This window comes from Nakamurella flavida, from assembly GCF_030811475.1.
Classification (GTDB): domain Bacteria; phylum Actinomycetota; class Actinomycetes; order Mycobacteriales; family Nakamurellaceae; genus Nakamurella; species Nakamurella flavida.
In genome coordinates, this window is the sequence record NZ_JAUSQV010000001.1 from 1,457,837 (window position 1) to 1,476,618 (window position 18,782).

17 protein-coding genes are annotated in these 18,782 nt (G+C 73.2%); 4 read left to right on the forward strand and 13 right to left on the reverse strand.

The annotated features are described in order from the left end of the window. Positions 1-151: 151 nt before the first annotated feature. On the reverse strand, positions 152-1,180 hold the full coding sequence (locus J2S58_RS06480) for an NAD-dependent epimerase/dehydratase family protein (RefSeq protein WP_306829362.1): 1,029 nt from the start codon (positions 1,178-1,180) through the stop codon (positions 152-154). On the opposite strand from J2S58_RS06480, the gene J2S58_RS06485 reads away from it, so the two are divergent. Further along, positions 1,115-1,267 (forward strand): hypothetical protein, encoded by a 153-nt coding sequence (locus J2S58_RS06485; RefSeq protein ID WP_240189476.1) that lies wholly within the window; start codon positions 1,115-1,117, stop codon positions 1,265-1,267. The genes J2S58_RS06480 and J2S58_RS06485 overlap by 66 nt on opposite strands. On the opposite strand, the gene J2S58_RS06490 is transcribed toward J2S58_RS06485, so the two are convergent. The 5 genes from J2S58_RS06490 to rfbB all read right to left on the reverse strand — a co-directional run bounded on the left by J2S58_RS06490 (position 1,243) and on the right by rfbB (position 9,129). Then, positions 1,243-2,862 (reverse strand): NAD(P)/FAD-dependent oxidoreductase, encoded by a 1,620-nt coding sequence (locus tag J2S58_RS06490; protein WP_205258532.1) that lies wholly within the window; start codon positions 2,860-2,862, stop codon positions 1,243-1,245. The two genes, J2S58_RS06485 and J2S58_RS06490, sit on opposite strands and share 25 nt — an antisense overlap. Before the next feature lie 250 nt (positions 2,863-3,112). Continuing rightward, the gene (locus J2S58_RS06495; RefSeq protein ID WP_205258531.1) at positions 3,113-4,543 is read right to left on the reverse strand and encodes a DUF2142 domain-containing protein; all 1,431 of its coding nucleotides are present in this window, start codon (positions 4,541-4,543) and stop codon (positions 3,113-3,115) included. A gap of 357 nt (positions 4,544-4,900) precedes the next feature. After that, complete coding sequence (locus J2S58_RS06500) at positions 4,901-6,499, reverse strand: CAP domain-containing protein (protein ID WP_205258530.1); 1,599 nt, start codon at positions 6,497-6,499, stop codon at positions 4,901-4,903. A gap of 633 nt (positions 6,500-7,132) precedes the next feature. Continuing rightward, positions 7,133-8,074, reverse strand: coding sequence for a dTDP-4-dehydrorhamnose reductase (gene rfbD, locus J2S58_RS06505; RefSeq protein WP_306826719.1), 942 nt, complete (start codon positions 8,072-8,074; stop codon positions 7,133-7,135). Positions 8,075-8,133: 59 nt separating this feature from the next. Further along, positions 8,134-9,129 carry a dTDP-glucose 4,6-dehydratase gene (rfbB, locus tag J2S58_RS06510; protein WP_205258529.1) on the reverse strand — a complete coding sequence of 332 codons (996 nt, stop codon included), beginning with the start codon at positions 9,127-9,129 and terminating at the stop codon, positions 8,134-8,136. Positions 9,130-9,525: 396 nt separating this feature from the next. Between rfbB and J2S58_RS06515 the strand changes: the two genes are divergently transcribed. Both J2S58_RS06515 and J2S58_RS06520 read left to right on the forward strand, forming a co-directional pair. Beyond that, on the forward strand, positions 9,526-11,811 hold the full coding sequence (locus tag J2S58_RS06515; RefSeq protein WP_205258528.1) for an LCP family protein: 2,286 nt from the start codon (positions 9,526-9,528) through the stop codon (positions 11,809-11,811). A gap of 70 nt (positions 11,812-11,881) precedes the next feature. Next, positions 11,882-12,685, forward strand: coding sequence for a TIGR03089 family protein (locus J2S58_RS06520; RefSeq protein WP_205258527.1), 804 nt, complete (start codon positions 11,882-11,884; stop codon positions 12,683-12,685). A gap of 86 nt (positions 12,686-12,771) precedes the next feature. On the opposite strand, the gene J2S58_RS06525 is transcribed toward J2S58_RS06520, so the two are convergent. The 5 genes from J2S58_RS06525 to J2S58_RS06545 all read right to left on the reverse strand — a co-directional run bounded on the left by J2S58_RS06525 (position 12,772) and on the right by J2S58_RS06545 (position 16,739). Next, the gene (locus J2S58_RS06525) at positions 12,772-13,785 is read right to left on the reverse strand and encodes an aldose epimerase family protein (protein ID WP_205258526.1); all 1,014 of its coding nucleotides are present in this window, start codon (positions 13,783-13,785) and stop codon (positions 12,772-12,774) included. Positions 13,786-13,858: 73 nt separating this feature from the next. Then, a complete protein-coding gene (locus tag J2S58_RS06530; RefSeq protein ID WP_205258525.1) occupies positions 13,859-14,056 on the reverse strand; it encodes a hypothetical protein in 198 nt (65 codons plus the stop codon). Positions 14,057-14,164: 108 nt separating this feature from the next. Next, complete coding sequence (locus J2S58_RS06535; protein ID WP_205258524.1) at positions 14,165-14,479, reverse strand: hypothetical protein; 315 nt, start codon at positions 14,477-14,479, stop codon at positions 14,165-14,167. Positions 14,480-14,538: 59 nt separating this feature from the next. Further along, positions 14,539-15,705: an acyl-CoA dehydrogenase family protein gene (locus J2S58_RS06540; protein WP_205258523.1), complete on the reverse strand. Its 1,167-nt coding sequence runs from the start codon at positions 15,703-15,705 to the stop codon at positions 14,539-14,541. A 68-nt stretch (positions 15,706-15,773) separates the two neighbouring features. Continuing rightward, on the reverse strand, positions 15,774-16,739 hold the full coding sequence (locus J2S58_RS06545; protein WP_205258522.1) for a helix-turn-helix transcriptional regulator: 966 nt from the start codon (positions 16,737-16,739) through the stop codon (positions 15,774-15,776). A gap of 89 nt (positions 16,740-16,828) precedes the next feature. Here J2S58_RS06545 and J2S58_RS06550 point away from each other — a divergent pair, with 89 nt between their 5' ends. After that, positions 16,829-17,194: a VOC family protein gene (locus J2S58_RS06550; RefSeq protein WP_205258521.1), complete on the forward strand. Its 366-nt coding sequence runs from the start codon at positions 16,829-16,831 to the stop codon at positions 17,192-17,194. Between the two features lie 3 nt (positions 17,195-17,197). On the opposite strand, the gene J2S58_RS06555 is transcribed toward J2S58_RS06550, so the two are convergent. Both J2S58_RS06555 and J2S58_RS06560 read right to left on the reverse strand, forming a co-directional pair. After that, complete coding sequence (locus tag J2S58_RS06555) at positions 17,198-18,124, reverse strand: RNA polymerase sigma-70 factor (RefSeq protein ID WP_205258520.1); 927 nt, start codon at positions 18,122-18,124, stop codon at positions 17,198-17,200. Then, positions 18,121-18,738, reverse strand: coding sequence for a carboxymuconolactone decarboxylase family protein (locus J2S58_RS06560; protein WP_205258519.1), 618 nt, complete (start codon positions 18,736-18,738; stop codon positions 18,121-18,123). The genes J2S58_RS06555 and J2S58_RS06560 overlap by 4 nt, the downstream gene beginning before the upstream one ends. Positions 18,739-18,782: the final 44 nt, after the last annotated feature.

The following is an 18,782-nucleotide window of genomic DNA, read 5'->3' on the forward strand; positions in this document are numbered from 1 at the left end:
CCGTGCGCGGACCGTGCCGCTCGGCAGGGGTCGGCCCGATACCGGGCCGGCGGGCTCCCGAGCCCGGGAGCCATCGTAACGACGGAGCCCGCCGCGGCGGACCGTTCCGGCGTGCTCGGCGTGCCCGGGCGGTCGCGGCGCCCGGCGGTGGTCAGCTCAGCCACTTGACCACCCGGATGATCCCCATGTCCGCCGCACGCCGGTGCGCCGACACCCCGGTGCGGCCGCGGATCTCCGCGGCGTTGTCGACGAAGTACCGGTAGGCCCGCACCAGCATCTGCGCGTTGGTGAGCGTCGGTCGCCAACCCAGCTCCCGCTTGATCGCCGTGGTGTCGAAGACGAAGTCCTGCGCGATCATCCGGTACTGGTAGGGACCCAGCGGGGACAGCCGCAACCGGTGCGCCACCCGCATCGCGGGTACGGCGAGCCGGCGGGGCAGCGAGCCCACGCGCGAGGAGCTGCCCGCCGCGGCGATGACCTCGGCGTAGGCCTCCCGCAGGGTGGGCACGTCGTCCGAGCCGATGCCGAACACCGCGGTGGCGGGGTGGTCCAGGGCGGCCAGGAAGGCCGCGACGAGATCCCCGCCGGCGACGAACTGGTAGCGGTTGCTCCCGCCCCCCACCGTCCAGACCGTGCGGCCCTCCTGGACGAACTCGAAGAGGATGGCGAGCAGCCCCAGCCGGCCGGCCTCGACGATCGTCGGACACCGCAGGACCACGGTGCGGAAGTCCCCGGCGTACTCGTCCAGCAGGATCCGCTCGCCGGCCAGCTTGGACCGCCCGTAGATCTCCACGGGGGCCGGCGCGTCCTGCTCGGTCACCGGTCGACCCAGACCCGTCCCCCACAGGCAGTTGCTGGAGGTGAAGACGACCTGCGCGATGCCGTGGTCGCGGGCGGTGCGGGCGACCACCCGGGTGCCGTCCACGTTGCTGCTCCACAGCTCGGCCCGATCGGACACGGCGTGGGCCAGCAGCGCGGCGACGTGGAAGACGGTGTGGAAGCCGTGCCGGGCGGCCAGGTCACCGAGCAGCCCCGCATCCCGGATGTCCCCGCGGATACAGCTCAACCGGGGGTGCACCCCGGGATTGGCGGCCACGTCGACGGAGACGACCCGGTGCCCGGCCGCGAGGAGCGCCTCCTGGAGCAGTTGCCCCAGGAAGCCCGCCCCGCCGGTGAGCAGGACGCGACGCGGCCCCGGCCCGGGCGGGCACGGGAGCGCGACGGCGTCCCCGTCCTGGCCGGTCAGATGGTCTTCTCCTCGTGGTAGTCCTGCTCCACGTTGACCTCCCAGATGTTCTTCTTGTCCAGCCGGCCGGCCTGGACGTTCTCCACCGCGGCGATGGCGGTGAGCATCGAGTGGTCCTGGTTGTTGTACCGGTGCTGCCCGTTCCGGCCCAGCAGGAACAGGTTCTCGAACGAGTCGGTGAACTCGCGGACCTCGTCGAAGCGGGAGTAGGTGCCGAAGTACGCCGGGTAGGTCTTCTTGATGTGGATGACGGTGCTGTCCACCACGTCGGCCGGGTCGATCATCTTGATCTTGGCCAGCTCGGCGATGCCGAACGCCGCCATCTCGTCCTCGGGCTTGGTCCAGAGCTCGTCGCCCTCGTTGACGAAATACTCCATGCCCACCCAGACCTTGTCGTCCTGGCCGACCAGGTAGGGGCTCCAGTTGTTGAACACCTGCAGGCGTCCGACCTTCACGTCCGGCTCCTGGATGTAGATCCAGTTGTCCGGGACGATGTCGTTCTTCGTCGGCTTGTCGGTGGTGTTCTTGATGATGAGCTTGTCCAGCAGCAGGCCGACGGTGATGAAGTCGCGGTAGGGCAGGCCCTTCGCCACCTCCCGCACGTTGGCCGGGACGGGGGTGTCCCCGCCGTCGACCTCGAACGCGGAGATCAGCTCGTTGACCGGCATGGTCGAGAAGAAGTAGTCCCCGGTGACGAGTTCGATGGACCCCGAGGCGGTGTCGAGCACGTCGACGCCCACGATCCGGCCGGCCTCCGCGTGCAGCTTGGTGATCACCTTGTTCTTGTGCACCTCGCCGCCCTGCTCGATCACCTTGCGGGTGACGGTCTCCCACATCTGGCCGGGTCCGAGCTTGGGGTACAGGAAGTACTCGATGAGGCTGGTCTCGGTGCCCTTCTGGGCCAGGTCGGTCGACGGCTTGCGCTGGAACTTCTTCTTCACCGCGTGGGTGAGCGTCTTGGCCACCGACAGGCCCTTGACCCGCTGGGCGCCCCAGTCCGGGGCGATCTCCGAGCACGGCACGCCCCACACCTTCTCGGTGTAGTCCCGGAAGAAGGTGTTGTAGAGCTCCCGACCGAACCGGTTCACGTAGAAGTCCTCGAGGGACTTCTCGTCCTTGATCGGCCGGATGGTGGCCTTGATGTAGCTGAAGCCCATCTTGACCATCCGGGGCAGGCCCAGGTTCTTGATGGTGGTGGCCTCGAGGGTGATCGGGTAGTTGAAGAACTTGCCCCCGTAGAAGATCCGGGAGAGCCGACTGCGGACGAGCATGACCTCGTCGGTGGTCTCCGGGTCGACGCCGTCGGCGCCGCCGGTGAGCTCACGGGTCTTGCCCTGGTACTTCAGGGTGAAGGACTCGGAGGCCGAGTTCGTCGTCTTCTCCAGCGGCAGGATGCTGTTCCACCAGTCCATGACCGTGTCGGACTTGGAGAAGAAGCGGTGACCGCCGATGTCGATGCGGTTGCCGTTGTAGGTGACCGTCTTGGAGATGCCGCCGATGTCGTCCGAGGCCTCGAAGACCACCGGGTGGACGTCGGTGGTCTTCAGCAACTCGAACGCGGTCGTCAGACCCGCCGGTCCGGCGCCGATGATGATCGCCGTCTTCTGCTGCGCCATGCCATTCCTCCGCGTGTACCGATGTGCCGATCCGTGACGCCCGGGCGTTCCGGGGTCAGCGTGGGCCCGATGCGGACCCGCTGCCCGGGTGCGTCCACCGGCCCGGCGACGACCCTGATGATGTCAGCCTGCCCCGAGGCGGCCCCGACGGCGCGCCCGACCGTGCCGGCACCCCGGGCAGGACGCCGTCCCGGCCGCGGGGTGCATCGCGTGTGGTCGGGACGACACCCACCGGCGCCGGCGACCCGGGTCAGTACAGCCGCAGGTAGAGCGTGATCATGCCGCCCAGCGAGACCAGGACGACGGACGCCAGCAGCAGACCACGGGCGAACACCGGTCGGCGGAGCCGGTTCCCGGCGACCGACAGCATGAGCAGCAGCAGCGAGGGCAGCAGGTAGCGACCCTGCAGGCCCCACACGACGACGGCCCGCGGGTCGCTGAACCCGACGTAGACGGCGGCCGCCACGACGGCCGCGACCCCCACCGCGACCAGGCCCATCAGCACCCGGGTGGGGACCGGCAGCAGCGAGCCCGACGCACCGGCGCGGACCGGGCCACGGAGCCTGAGCTCCCGGGGGTCCGCCGTGACGACCGACAGGGTCAGGGCGGCGGCCGCGACGAGCACCCAGGCGGTGGGCAGCGGGGCGGTCAGCCAGATCTGGTTGCCGAACATCGAGCTGTAGAGATTGCCGTCGAGCTCGGTGAAGAAGGTGCGGTAGAGCACCGCGAGGAACGCGACCGGGTCGCCCAGCACGTACGAGACCTGCGCGCGGAGATCCGCGGCGGGGTTCAGGCTGATGTTGGCCGACGAGGTGGCCACCGACCAGAGCAGTGCGGGTACCAGCGACGCCACCACGGCCACGACCGCGGCGACCCACCGACGGGACACCGGGCCGGGCCAGCCGCGGCGCATCGGTACCGCGAGGGCCAGCACGGCCAGACCGGCGTACGGGATCTTGGTGAGGGCCAGGCCGGCGGCCAGCACGACGAACACGACCCAGTGCCGGACCGTCGGGGGCCGTGGCCCGGTGGCCATCCGCAACACCCACGCCACCGTCAACAGAGCCAGGGCGAGCACGGCGGCGTCCGCTCCGAAGGCGGCGGACTGGGAGACGGTGGCCGGCAGCAGACCGAGGGTGGCCACCGCCCACTTGCCGGCCGGGGTCAACCGGATGGCGAAGAACCCGGCCGCCGCCACGGCGAGCAGACCCAGGATCCGGCCGAGGATCGCGACGGCGGAGAAGGACAGCCCCAGGACCTGACCGATCCAGAACGCCGGGATCTGGGGCAGATAGGCCACCGGCGAGTAGATGGCGGTGTTGCGGAAGTCCACGTAACCCACCGGGGAGTACGAGGCCGAACCCAGGGCCGAGTCGTCCTGCACCACGGCGGCGGTGACCGTCGGATCCAGCACGACGCCCTTCAGCACGCCGGTGAGCGACAGGGTCTCGACCAGTTCGTCCGGGACCTCGCCGCCGGCGCTGGGCCGGCCGTCGTTCCCGGTCCGCACCTCGGGGAGGATCTGGCCGGTGGCGATCTCCTCGGCCCGGAACAGGTGGGCGGGCTCGTCGCTGTTCCAGCCCACCGGGACGATCGCGACGTAGAACGCTCCCACCAGCAGGAACAGCGGCAGGAACACCCACTCGGGCCGGAGCATCCGCACCCGCCGGGGGCGTCGCACGAACTGGTCGTGGGGGCCGGGAGCGGTGGCCGGCATCCGGGCGGCGGCACCCGTCCCGGCCGGGCCCGCCGGAACTGCCGGTGCTGTGGCGTCTCCGGCCGGATGGGCCCCGCCCGCCGGCTCGGGGTCGGGTCGCTCGGTTCCCCCGCCCGCGGACGAGGAGCCCGCCCCGGACGGTGGGAACGGGGACGGGCTGCCGGTCATGATCACCTGTTCTGCTCCGGCGGCCGCTCGTGGTCTGCGGACGTCCACGGGGGCCGTGTGGGAAACGCCCGGAGTGTAGCCAGTGGGACGCCGATGGCCGCGGGTGCGCGTGTCGACGCGCGCCCGCGGCCATCGGCCGTCACCTCGGCCGGGTCAGGGGACGACCAGATCCCGGCAGCCCAGCGAGACGTTGCCGGTGCCACCGACCGTGGGCACGGCGTAGGCGCACACCTGCTGGCGTCCGCTGCCGTTGGTCGGGACGGTGATCGCGTACCCGTGGTTGTTGCCGTACCCGGGGAAGGCGCCCCCGACGTCCGCCCGCGGGTTGCCGGCCGACCCGGCGTACCCCCGGCTGGTGGAGCTGGTCACGTAGACGTGCACGGGGACCTGCTCGCCGGGACGGGTCGGGTTCAGGGCCCAGCCGGCGGCGACGATCTTCCCGTTCTCCTGCCAGACCGCGTCCAGCGACCCGAAGGCATTGCGCACCTGGACGGTGCTGCACCCGAACTGCGGGTTGCCGCCCTGGTTCTGGTTGATCGCGTACACGCACACCTGGTTGGCGCCCTCGCCCATGGTCGGCACGGTGGCGGTGAAGCCGGTGGTCGGGCTGGCCCACGGCACGGCCCGCTGGACGTCGGCCCGGGCTCCGGTGGTCCGGGTGCTGATCCCCTTGGTGCCCTGCGGCCCCGTCACGTAGACGTGCACCTCGGTGCTCCCCGTGCGCACGGCCGGGTCCGCGGCCCAGCCGGCGACCTGCAGGGTTCCCGGCGCCGAGGCTGCGGCCAGGTCGAGGGAACCGGTCGGTCCGGCCACGTCGACGTCCTTGCAGCCCAACGACGGGTTCACGGTGCCCGCGCCCTGGTTGATGGCATAGACGCAGACCGAGTGGCGTCCGGTACCGACCAGGGAGACGGTCCCGGAGAAGCCGTGCCGGTCGCCTGCACCGGGGTAGACCGAGGCCACGTCACCACGCTGCGCGTCGGCGGTGATGCGCACCCCGACGCGGGTGCCGTCCGGACGCTGGTCGTAGATGTCCACGTTGAGCGGCGAGGTGAGGCGGTCGCGATCCAGGGTCCAGCCCTGGACGGTGTAGGCGATGCCGTCCAGCGAACCGGCGTCCCACGATCCCGCCGGGACCGGATCGACCGCGGGCGTGGTGGGCGCGGGGTTGGTGGTGCTGCCGCCGCCCGTGGAGTCGACCTTGTCGGTGAAGGTCATCGTGTTGTAGTCGCTGCCGTTGCCGCCGCTGACCGTGCCCACCCCGACGAAGCGGAAGGCGGGGTTCATGATGTTGGCGCGGTGACCGGGCGAGTTCATGTAGCTGGTGAAGATGTCCTGCGCGGAATAGGCCCCCGACGTCCAGGACGCGACGTTCTCCGCCCAGGAGGTCCGGCTGGCCGCGCCGTAGTTCGGCAGCTGCGTCCAGGCGTCGGGGTTGTGCTTGAGCACGTACCCCGTCTTCCCGTCGGCCATCGTCGTCGACCAGTCGACGGACAGCTGGGTCAGGCCGGCCGCGGCGGACACGGCCGACAGACCAGCCTGCGTCCGGGCGCCGTTGATGAGCCCCACCATCTGCTGGTCGAACGCCGTCTGCGGCGCTTCCTGGGCGGCCGGCGCGGCGGCCACCGCGGCGGGGACGGGCGGGGCGGCCTGCGCGACCTGGCCGAGGGAACCGGCGAGCAGGCACAACGCGGTGGCCGCGGTCAGCGTGGCCGTGGCGCGGGCCTGGACCCAACGACGGGGACGGGACATGGGGACTCCTCGGGGGCAGCCGAACGGGAGACGACGCACAACAGGACCGGCCCCGGTGGGGCCGACGACGGCCGTCCCGGCCCGGGCCACCGACCCCGCACCGGCATGGCCGGACGTGACGCACTCAGGCGGTCACGACACCGGCGGACTCGCCGGCTGATATCACCGAAAGTAGCCCAATTCGGACAATAGCCGCCCGACCCCGCCCGGTGAACCCTTCGTTCCCAGGAGTGAATCGACCGAGGGTGACCTGCGTGTTTCGCGGACGGAACGAACGGGTGGGGATCTCGCCGGCTCCGGCACGAGAATCACTCCGCGTCACCGGCAGCGGATGCAGAGGCGGGGATCGAGGCCCGGACGGGGCCTTCCGGCGTCGATCGGACCGGCCGGGAGTTCCTCACCGACAGCGATGTGCCGCTCCGGGCGTGCGCTCGGCCGCCCGCCGGACCGGCGGGCATGCGGGAAGGGCGGAGCCGTGCGCACCGTGCTGGACGGCGGATGACTGGACGGGGGCCGGAACGGGGCGGGGCGTTGAGGGCGGATCGCACGACGCGGGGCGGCAGCCGGGCCCCGGAGTCCGATGGGTCGGCCGACGCCGAGCGTGGGAGCGCCCCGGCCGCCCGGGGCGCCGGATCAGGCGGGGCGGAAGGCGGCGGGGTGCTCGGCGAGCGCGACCGACAGGGCGGCGTCCCAGGGCCGCAGCGGGGTGAGGCCGGCCGCGGTCCACGCCGCGGGCGAGAGCACCGAGTAGGCGGGGCGGTGCGCCTTCTGCGGGTAGTCGGCCGAGGCGATCGCGCCCACCCGGGTCGGGTCGGCGCCGAGCTCGGCGAACACGGCACGGGCGAACCCGCACCAGGTGGTGTGACCGCCGCCGGTCAGGTGAAGCACGCCGCCGGGGACGGTGCCGGCCGGGCGGGTGGCCAGCTCCAGCAGGCCGGCGGCCAGGTCCGCGGAGTAGGTCGGGCTGCCGACCTGGTCGTCGACCACGGAGATGTTCGGCCGGGCGGCCTCGAGCCTGGCCATCGTCTTGACGAAGTTGTTGCCGGCCGCGCCGTACACCCACGCGGTGCGGACCACGTGGGCGTCGGGGTGGGCGGCCAGCACGGCCTTCTCCCCGGCCAGCTTGGACGCGCCGTAGACGCTGCGCGGCCCGGTCGGGGCGTCGACCTCGTACGGCGTCGTGGCATCGCCCGGGAAGACGTAGTCGGTCGACACGTGCACCAGGCCCAGGCCGCGGGCGGCCGCCGATCGGGCCAGGTTCGCCGAACCCGTCTCGTTGACCCGGTAGGCCCGCTCGCTGTCGTCCTCCGCGTTGTCCACCGCGGTGTAGGCGGCCGCGTTGACGACCACCCCGCGGCCGCCGGCCGGCAGCCCGTCGGCGAAGGCGCCCAGGGCCGCGTCCACCGCGGCGGCGTCGGTGATGTCCAGATCGGCGGACCCGAAGGCGACCACCGCCAGGCCCGCGCCGGACGCCTGCAGCACCAGATCGGAACCGAGCTGCCCACGGGCCCCGGTGACGAGCAGGGACACCGGGGCGGAGCCGGCGGACGGGCTGGACGGGGCGGGCACCGACACGGTGGGGATCTCCTGGGTGACTCGACGGGACGGGCGACCGGGCCGGGGCCCGGGGTGGATCAGCGGTCGATGACGGACCGCGCCTTGAGCGGCTCCCACCAGTCGCGGTTGTCGCGGTACCAGGCCACCGTCTCGGCCAGGCCCTGCTCGAACGTCACCCGGGGGCTGTACCCGAGCTCGGCGTTGATCTTCGAGATGTCGACGGAGTACCGCTGGTCGTGCGCGGCGCCGCGGGGGTCGACGATCCGCTCGATGAACGACTCGTCGCGGCCGGTGGCCTCGAGCAGCTTCTCGGTCAGCTCCACGTTGGTCAGCTCGGTGCCGCCGCCGATGTTGTAGACCTCTCCGGCACGGCCCTCGGCCAGCACCAGCGCGATGCCGCGGCAGTGGTCGTCCACGTGCAGCCAGTCGCGGATCTGCCCGCCCTTGCCGTACAGCGGCACGGTCAGCCCGTCCATCAGGTTCGTCACGAACAGCGGGATGACCTTCTCCGGGAACTGGTACGGCCCGTAGTTGTTCGAGCACCGGGTGATGGCCACCGGCAGGTTGTGGGTCTTGGCGTAGGCGCGGGCGATCAGGTCCGAGGACGCCTTGGACGCCGAGTACGGCGAGTTCGGCCGCAGCGGGAACTCCTCGTCCCACGAGCCCTCGTCGATCGACCCGTAGACCTCGTCGGTCGAGACGTGCACGAACTTGGTGAGCTTGGTGTCCATCGCGGCCTGCAGCAACGTCTGGGTGCCCAGCACGTTGGTCAGCACGAAGTCCGCGCCACCCAGGATCGAGCGGTCGACGTGCGACTCCGCGGCGAAGTGGACGACGGAATCGGCCTTGCCGACGAGTTCACGGGCCAGCTCGGCGTCGCAGATGTCGCCCTGGACGAAGGTGTAGCGGTCGTCCTCGGCGACCGGCTGCAGGTTGGCCAGGTTGCCGGCGTAGGTCAGCTTGTCCAGCACGGTGACCTCGGCGCCCTCCAGCCCGGGGTACTGATCGGCCAGGACGTTGCGGACGAAGGCCGAACCGATGAAGCCGGCGCCGCCGGTCACGAGAATGCGCATGGTCGGTCATTGTGCCGTACCGCTGCCGAACACTCCGCCCGGTCGCGGACACCCGGCGCGGCGCTCGGCGCCTCCCCGCATCGGCCGGACCGCCTGGCTAACGTGGGCCGCGACCGGACGAACCGGTCGACCGACGGCGCCGGGGCCGGCCGGACGGTCCCGCTGCGCGGTCGTCGGGAGCGCCCGTCGGCGGTCCCGGGCACGAGGTGCGGCGGGGTGTGTCGGACCGTGGCAGGACCCGGGGAGCAACCCGGCCCCCGACGGGACGTCCTTCCGCAGTGGGCCCCGTCCGACCGGTGGCCCCGTCCCCCGGTGGTCACGCCCGGGAGGTCACACCGACCCACCGGTCCCGAACGGGGCCGGCCACCAGGACGAGAACGCTGCGGAGGCGACACCATGACGGACCAGGGCGACGATCCGCGGCGGGGCCCCCGCCGGTACGGACCGCGCGCGTCCGATCCGCAGGACGCCGGTCGGGCCACCCCGCCGGACGCGACCCGCCGACCCGGCCCGGACGCCGGCATCCCGTGGACCGACCGCCCCTCCGGCGCCGACGCCCGCCGCCCGATGGATCCGATCCGGCGCCGCGACGAGCCCTCCCGCCCCGACCCGCGCGCCGCCGACCCCTACCGCGGCGCCGACCCCTACCGCGGCACCGAGCCCCCGCGCCGCTCCGACCCGTACCGCAGTGCCGACCCGTACCGCGGTGCCGACCCGTACCGCAATGCCGACCCGCATCGCGGCGGCCAACCCCCGCGTGGCTCCGACCCGTACCGCGGCGGCCGACCCCCGCGCGGTGCCGACCCGTACCGCGCGGCCGACCCCTCCCGCGGGGCCCTGCCACCGCGGCCGGCGACCCCGCCCGGGGCCGAGCGTCCCGATCAGCGCGCCTGGTCGCAGGCGCCGGCCGATCAGCCGTGGTCCCCGCCGCCCCGCCGCCCGGCCGGCTCCGGGTCGCGCCCCCGCTCCGTGCCGCCCGCGTCCGGCGCCCCGGCGACCCGGCGGATGACCGCCGCCGACGCCGCCGGTCCCGGTGCGGCGGCCGGTGTCCCGGCCGGTCGCGGTCGCTCCGGACGGCTCCCGGCCGCAGCGGCCGCCGGCCGTCCCGCCGGTGTCCCGGTCGCGCAGGACCACCCCACCCGCCGCCGGTCGCTGCTCGTCACGCGCATCGTCGCCATGGTGGCGGCGGTCGCCGTGCTGGCCGGGGTCGGTGTGGCGTGGGCGGTCACGGACTCGATCCAGGGCAACAGCGGCACGTCCGACGCCGCCAGCAACGCGGGTGGGGCCGGCGTCATCTCCGAGGGCGGCATGACGATCCTGCTGGTCGGCTCGGACTCCCGGACCGACGCGGACGGCAACCCGCTCAGCGCCGAGGAGCTCAAGCAGGTGGCCACCGAGGACGACGGCGGCGGCATCAACACCGACACGATGATGCTGGTGCACGTCCCGCAGGGCGGCGGCAAGGCCACCGCCGTCTCGCTCCCCCGGGACACCTGGATCCCCACCTCGGTCACCGACAAGATCACCGGTCCCTACGCGAACGGCACCCAGGGCCAGTACGCCCCGAACAAGATCAACTCGTACTACGCGACGGCGAAGGCGTACACCCAGGAGGCCCTGGTCGCCCAGGGCGTCACCGACGCGGCCGAGCGCGAGCGGGTGTCCAACGAGGCCGGCCGCACCATGCTGATCAAGGTCATCCAGGCGTTCACCGGGATGAAGGTCGACCACTACGCGGAGGTCAACCTGCTGGGCTTCTACCTGCTCAGCCAGGCCATCGGCGGCGTCCCGGTGTGCCTGACCGCGGCCGTGGACGATCCGTGGTCCGGCGCGAAGTTCGCGGCCGGCCCGCAGGACGTGTCCGGCACGGCGGCGTTGTCGTTCGTCCGACAGCGGCACGGGCTGCCCAACGGCGACCTGGACCGGGTCAAGCGCCAGCAGGCGTTCCTGGCCGGCGCGGTCGACAAGATCCTGTCCGTGGGCACGCTGACCAACCCGGCCCGGTTGTCCGATCTCACCGCCGCCGTGGACCGCTCGGTGGTCTTCGACAAGGGCTTCTCGGTGCTGACCTTCGCCGAGCAGATGGCCAACCTGTCCGCCGGCAACATCACCTTCGCGACCCTGCCCACCCGCGGCGCGGAGGACTCGACGAACAAGGACGCGCTGGCCACCGACCCGGCCGAGGTGAAGGCGTTCTTCGCGGCCATCGTCGATCCGTCGACCGCCGGCAGCGCCGCCGGGTCGAGCAGCGCCGCGGCGCCGTCTTCGGTGGACCCGGCCACCGTCACCGTGGACATCCAGGACGGCACCGTCGCCGACGGGGTGACCGCCCAGGCCTCCACCCTGGTCCGCCAGGGCGGGTTCACCCTCGGGCAGCTCGCCGTGGTGCCGGGCACCGACGAGGACTCGGAGACCACCGCCACGGTGATCCGCTACCCGGCCGGCATGGAGTCGGCCGCGGCGGCCGTGCAGCAGACCTTCGGGGTGGGCAGCGTCGAGGAGTCCACCGCGGTGGCCGACGGTCACGTCCTGGTCGTCGTGGGGACCGATCTCCCGGTGGAGGGCACCGGCCTGCGGGCTCCCGCCGCGGCCGTCGTCCCCGCGCCCGCCGCCCTGTCGGCCGCCGCGGTGGCCCCGGCCGCCGACCCGACCGCCGGCAGCTCGGTACCGTGCGTGAACTGAGGCCCGCGCACCGGCGCTGGGCCCGATCGCCGGCCCCGTGTCCTGCCGGGGCGCAACCCCAGGAGCACCCGTGACACATCCAGGAACGCCCCCCGGTTCGGCGGGCAGCGTCACCGTCGCCCTGCTCGGTCCCCTGCTGGCGCTGGATCCGCACCGGCCGCGGGTGACGTCCTACACGCTGGCCGGCGGCCGGACCGAGCTGTCGACCGCGTCGCTGGCCAACTGGGCCGCGAAGGTGGCCGGGCTGCTGGTCGACGAGCTGGGGCTGCCCGTCGGCGCCCGGGTGGTCGTCCGCACGGGCGAGCGGTGGCAGACCGCCCCGATCCTGCTGGGCGCCTGGTGGGCCGGGATGACGGTCACCGAGTACGAGGACCCGGACCTGGACGGCGGGCCCGAGGAGTCGGTGGCCTTTCTGCGGGCCGGCGAGGACTCCGGCTGCGACGAGGTCTTCCTGGTCTCCGACGACCCACTGGGCGAACCGGCCACCGGCCTGGAGGCCCACCAGCGGGACTTCACCACGGCGGTGCTGCCGCAGGCCGACCACTTCGTCCCCCGCGGACTGCCCCGTGGGGACGACGCGCCCGCGGTGCTGCTGGCCGGCGGCGGTTCGGTCGGGGTGCGCGAGATCCTCGAGCGGGCCGGCGCGGCCGCCGAGCGTCTCGGGGTCGGCGGGCGGCTGCTGTCCGGGACGCCCTGGACCCTGCCCGACGGGGTGGTCGACACCCTGCTCGCCGCCCTGGCCGCGGACGGCTCGGTGATCCAGGTGCCGGCCGGCCCGGAGGTGGAGGCGGACTGGACGGCCCGCATCGCCACCGGCGAGAAGGCCGCCGCTACAACGGGCATCGACGTGGCCGGACTCCCCCGGCTCGACTGATCCGGTGACTCGTCAGGGCCCGGCGGGTGACCCGCCGGGCCCTGTTCTCTCCCTGCCGGTGGCCCGGGCTGTCAGCGCCTTCGGTGTCAGCGCGCGTCGGTGGAGAAGCGGTAGAGGGACAAGTGCCCGTACTCCTCCCCCGGCCGGAGCACGGTGGACGGGAAGTCCGGACGGTTGGGCGCGTCCGGGAAGTGCTGGGGCTCCAGGCAGATCGCGTCGCCCTGCCGGACCAGCCCGGTGCGGTCGGCCTGGGTCCCGTCGAGCTGGTTACCCGTGTAGACCTGCACACCGGGTTGATCGGTCCACAGCTCCATCACCCGACCGCTCGCCGGGTCGGCCAGCCGGACGGCCCGCTGCGGGTGGCCGGGGGTGCGCGCACCGTCCAGGACGAAGCAGTGGTCGTAGCCCTTGCCGATCCGCAGCTGCTCGTCGTCGTCCCGCCAGCGCGCGCCGATCGCGGTCGGGGTGCGGAAGTCGAACGGGGTCCCGTCGACCGGGGCGACCCCGACGGTCGGCAGGAACTCCTCGTCCGTCGGCAGGTACCCGGAGGCGAACACCTGCAGCAGCTGGTCGGCCACCGGCGCCGGGCGGCCGGCCAGCGAGAAGTAGGCGTGGTTGGTCAGGTTGACCACGGTGGGCGCGTCGGTGGTGGCGACGACGGTGACGGCGAGATCGCTGCCGTGCACGGTGTACCGCACGGCCACCGTGAGCGTGCCCGGGAAGCCCATGTCGCCGTCCGGGCTGACCAACGAGAAGGTGACCGACTGGCCGTCCTCCCGGTCGGTCACCGGGCTGGCCTCCCAGACCTGCCGGTCGAAGCCGACCTGCCCGCCGTGCAGGGCGTTGCGGCCCTCGTTGACCGGTACCCGGTACTCGGCGCCGTCCAGGGTGAAGGCGCCGCCCGCGATGCGGTTGGCGTACCGGCCGATGGTGGCGCCGAAGAACGCGGTGTTCACGCGCCAGCCGGCCTCGTCGTCGGTCCCGACCACCACCTCCCCCGGCCGACCTTCGCGATCGGCGGTGCGCACGGAGACGAGCCGGGCGCCGTACGCGGCGACGCCGACCTGCAGATGGTCACTGGACAACGAGATGACGGTCACCGGGTGTTTCTACCCGACGGGCCGACCCGCCCGTCCGGTCCGGACCGTGCCGGGGCCAGGACAGGCACCCCGGTCAGCTCGCTCCGTCGAGCACGAGACCCAGGTAGTCGTCGACGTCGGGACCCCGTTCCTCGGCGGGTGCGCCGCTCCGGACGGACCCGGGTGGGCCGGCGGGGGCGGCGCCAGCAGGGGCAGCCGGCAGGACGGCGAACGCGCCGGCCGCCAGGGTGATGCCGAGGACGGCGGCGAAGCGGGTCGGGATGCTGGGCATGGGGTGTGGTCCTCCCGGTGGTCCGGCCGACTGCCGGGTACCGGGAGAACGGTAGGCAGTCTCCACGTGTGGCGCGGCTGTCACACGGCCGATCCGGACGGGCCGGGCCTAGGCCGGCAGGCCTACCGCGGCCCCGGCGTCCGGGCCCGCCGGCGGAGCAGTCGCCGGGCGCCGCACCGCCCGATCCCGTCGGGTGCGGTAGGCCCCCCGCACCGCGCCGATCGAGCACCACGACCCGAGGGACAGGATCGACCCGGCCGACCCGATGGACAGCAGGGAGCCACTGGACCCGATCGAGAGCACGGAACCGACCGAACCGAGCGAGAGCAGGGAGCCGGCGGATCCGGGCGATCGCCACGACCCGACCGACGAACGCCCCCGATCGGTCGGTCCGGGCAGCCGTTCGAGGGCGGCGTTCGTCATGACGTCAGGGTGCCCCACGACGGCGTGGCGGACCACCGGGGCCGCGCGTGCGCGGCGGGTCAGCGCAGCAGCGCCCGCGCCATCACCAGTCGCTGCACCTGGTTGGTGCCCTCGTAGATCTGGGTGATCTTGGCGTCGCGCATCATCCGCTCGACCGGGTAGTCACGGGTGTAACCGGCGCCGCCGAGCAGCTGGACGGCGTCGGTGGTCACCTTCATCGCGGTGTCCGAGGCGAGGGTCTTGGCCGCCGAGGCCAGGAAGGTCGCGTTGGCGTCGCCCCGCTCGGTGGCCGCGGCGGCCTGGTAGACCAGCGTGCGCGACGCCTCCACGGCCATGGCCATGTCGGCGATCATGAACTGCAGGCCCTGGAACTCGGCCAGGTGCCGGCCGAACTGCTTGCGCTCCTTGACGTACGCAACGGCGACGTCCAGCGCGCCCTGGGCGAGCCCGACGGCCTGGGCGCCGATGGTGGGCCGGGTGTGGTCCAGGGTGGCCAACGCGGTGCGGAAACCGGTGCCGGGTTCGCCGATGATCCGATCCCCGGGGATGCGGCACTGCTGCAGGTGGATCTCCCGCGTGGGTGAGCCCTTGATACCGAGCTTGCGCTCCTTCGGGCCGACCTCGAAGCCGGGGTCGTCCGCGTGCACGACGAATGCCGAGATGCCCTGCGCCGGCTTGGCCGCGTCGGGATCGGTGACGGCCATGACGGTGTACCAGCGGGACACCCCGGCGTTGGTGATCCACGCCTTGGTGCCGTTGAGCACCCAGTCGTCGCCGTCGCGGACGGCGCGGGTGCGCATGGACACCGCGTCCGACCCGGCCTCCCGTTCGGACAGCGCGTAGGAGATGGTCGCCTCGCCCGACGCGATCGACGGCAGCACCTGCGCCTTGAGCTCCTCCGACGCCGACAGGATGATCGGCATCGAGCCGAGCTTGTTGACGGCCGGGATGAGGGAGCTCGACCCGCAGACCCGAGCCACCTCCTCGATGACGATGACGGTGGTGACGGCGTCCGCGCCGGCCCCGCCGTACTCCTCGGGGATGTGCACGGCGTTGAAACCGGTGCTCACGAGAGCCTTCTCGGCCTCGACGGGATAGCGCTCGCGCTCGTCCACGTCGGCGGCGTGCGGAGCGATCTCGGCCTCGGCGATCTCCCGGACGGCGGCGCGGATGTCGCGCTGGTCCTCGGTGAGGGCGAACAGGGCGGTCTCGGCGGACGGGCTCACGAGCAGGCTCCTTCGACTGTCGGGCGGTGTCGGCGGGCCGACCCGGGCCGATGCTACCGGCCGGTAACTTACTCGGCCAGGGTCGTCGGGAGGGCGTGCCGCTCCGCCATCTCCCGGGCCAGCCGGGCCACCCGCTCCCGGGCCTCGGGCGGATCCAGCACCTGGATGTGGTCGGCGAACTGCAGCAGCTGACGGACCGATTCGACATCGGGGTACCGCAGGGTGACCCGGCACCAGCCGGCGACCGGGTCACCGACCTCGTGGATGCGGGAGCCGAGGATGCGCCGGGCGAGATCGAGGCGACTCGCCCGCAGCCGCGTGGTGACCGTGACCCGACCCGGGGTCTCGGTCCGGGCGCGCAGCTCGGCCCACACCGCGGCCAGACTGCACCCCGGGCGCAGCACGGCGGGCTCGGGCAGCAGCTCGTGGGTCTCCAGCCGCTCCAGGGCGAACAGGCGCGCGACCCCGTCCTCGTCGGCCACCAGATACCAGCGGCCGGCCTTGCCGGCCAACCCGTACGGATCGACGACCGTCGACGCCGACCGGGTCTCGGCGCTGCGCCGGTACCGGACGGACAGTCGTCGGCCGGCGCGGAGATCGAGGGCCAGGGCGGCGACGTCGGCCCCGCCGGGCGGGTCGGCCAGCCATGCCGTGTTGTCGACCACGACGAGATCGGCCAGCCGCCCCCGGTCGCCGGGCGCCTCCTGCCGGGCGGCCATCTTGCGCAGCGCCCGCTCGTGGGCTGCGGACAGCCCGAGTCCGTGGAGCTGCGCGTCGTCCAGACCGGTCACGGACAGGGCCTCGCGCTCGGGCGGGTCCAGGTGGGAGACGTTCAACCGGGCGCCGGGGAGCAGCACGATCCCGCCGTGCCGGCCGCGTTCGGCGTACACCGGCACCCCGCCCGTCGACAGCACCCCGACGTCGCGCAGCACGGTGCGCCGCGACACCCCGAGCTGCCGCGCCAGTTGCGCGGTGGTGACCCGGTGGCGGGTCTGCAGGATCAGCAGGAGGTCGAGCAGCCGGGAGCTGGTCATCCCGGGATTCTCGCCGGTATAGGTGACAGGTTCCGGCGCGATGACCCGATGAGCTGTCCGGGCATCGACCGCCGACCCGGGAGGCACCCGTGCCCGCACCGAACCTGTTCCTGATCTACGTCCGCGACGCGGCGGCCGCCACCGCGTTCTACACCGATCTGTTCGACATCGAACCGACGTTCACCAGCCCCCGGTACGTCGCGTTCGAGGCCGCCCCGGGCGTGCTGTTCGCCCTGTGGACGGGGCGCAGCGAGCATGCCGTCCCCGGTACACCGCGCACCTGCGAGGTCGGGCTGATTGTCCCCGGACCGGCTTCGGCGGTGGACGGGATCCACGCCCGGTGGGTGGAGAAGGGGGTGAGGATCGTCGAACCGCCGCACGACGACGTGTTCGGGCGGACCTTCGTGGCCACCGACCCCGACGGCAACCTCATCCGCGTCTCCCCGCTGGACTGAGGGTCAGCGGGCCAGCGGGTGCTCCGTGCCGGCCCCGGCGAGCTTGTCCGGGTTGCGGACGAAGAGGACCTGGGCGATGCGTCCGTCGCTGACGACCAGCTGGACGACCGAGTCGAGCCCGTCCGCGGAGTGCACCAGCCAGCCCGGAGCGCCGTTGACCGAGCGGAGCTCCACCCGGAACGGGTCGTTCTTCGCCACCACCCCGAGCAGGAACCGGCTGACCGGGTCGGCGCCGTGCAGGGGTCGGCGGGCGGCCTGGCGCTTGCCGCCGCCGTCGGACAGCAGCACGACGTCCGGGGCCATCAGGTCCATCAGCGCCTGCAGATCGCCGGTGCCCAGGGCGCCCAGGAATCCGGCCATCGCAGATTCCAGGGCGGCCGGGTCGGGGTCGAAGCGGGGGCGGCGGGCCCGGACGTGTTCGCGTGCCCGGTGTGCGGTCTGCCGCGCCGCGGCCGCCGAACAGCCGACAGCCACGCCGATCTCGTCGTGGTCGAAGCCGAAGACCTCCCGCAGCAGGAACACCGCCCGCTCCCGCGGCGTGAGGGTCTCCAGCACGACGAGCATGGCCATCGACACCGACTCGGTGAGCAGCACGTTGTCCAGCAGGTCCGGGGCGGTGAGCAGCGGTTCAGGGAGCCACGGGCCGACGTAGTCCTCCCGTTGCCGGCTCAGCGTGCGCAGCCGGTTCAGGGCGAGGCGGGTGGTGATCCGGGCCAGGTAGGCCCGCGGGTGGCGGATCTGCTCACCGTCGGGATCCCCGGCCGCACCGGACCACCGCACCCAGACGTCCTGGACGACGTCCTCGGCGTCGGCGGCCGAGCCGAGCATCTCGTAGGCGATGGTGAACAGCAGGGCCCGGTGGGCGGTGAACACGGCGGTGGGGTCGTCGACCGGATCGCCCGGGTCGGGAGCACCCGGTGGCTCGGTCATCCCGGCAGCCGGCAGGACGCCGAGAAGCCCTGGGCGACCAGGCCGAGCGCGGCGTTGAACCGGGACCGTTGGTTCTCCACGGCCACCATCATGGTCAGTTCGACCAGCGCCGCATCCCCCAGGTCGGCCCGCAGGGCGGCGACCATGGCGTCGTCCACCGTCGGCGGTGTCGCCGTCATGGCCACCGCGTACCCGACGACCCGGCGCTCGACGGAGCTGAACACCGGGCTGTCCCGCCACCGGCCGATCTCCTGCGCCTTGGCCAGGTCGAGGCCGGCCCGGTCGGCCTCGCGGAACCCGTAGTCGATGCACCAACCGCAGCCGACCTCCCGGGCGGCGGCCAGCGTGGCCAGCAGCATGAGGTGCCCGTCCAGCGCGCGCCACCGGGCGACCCGCCGCTCGAACAGCGCGACGGCGACGAGCACCTGCCGCTGGTGGGCCAGGGCGAACGCGTTGTCCATCCCGCCCGCCATCCCCCGACCCGCCATCCGCCGCCCCACCCACCCGAGCACGCGCCCGAACGGCCCGGGTGGCGGGGTGATTGGGACCCGGGCCAGCTCACGACGGGCGGTCAGCTCGGTGGCGGGGTCGGGGACGAAGAGGTCGGCGGTCATGCGGTGCTCCCGGCGGTCGGGCCGGGCGGGCTGCACCGGCACCC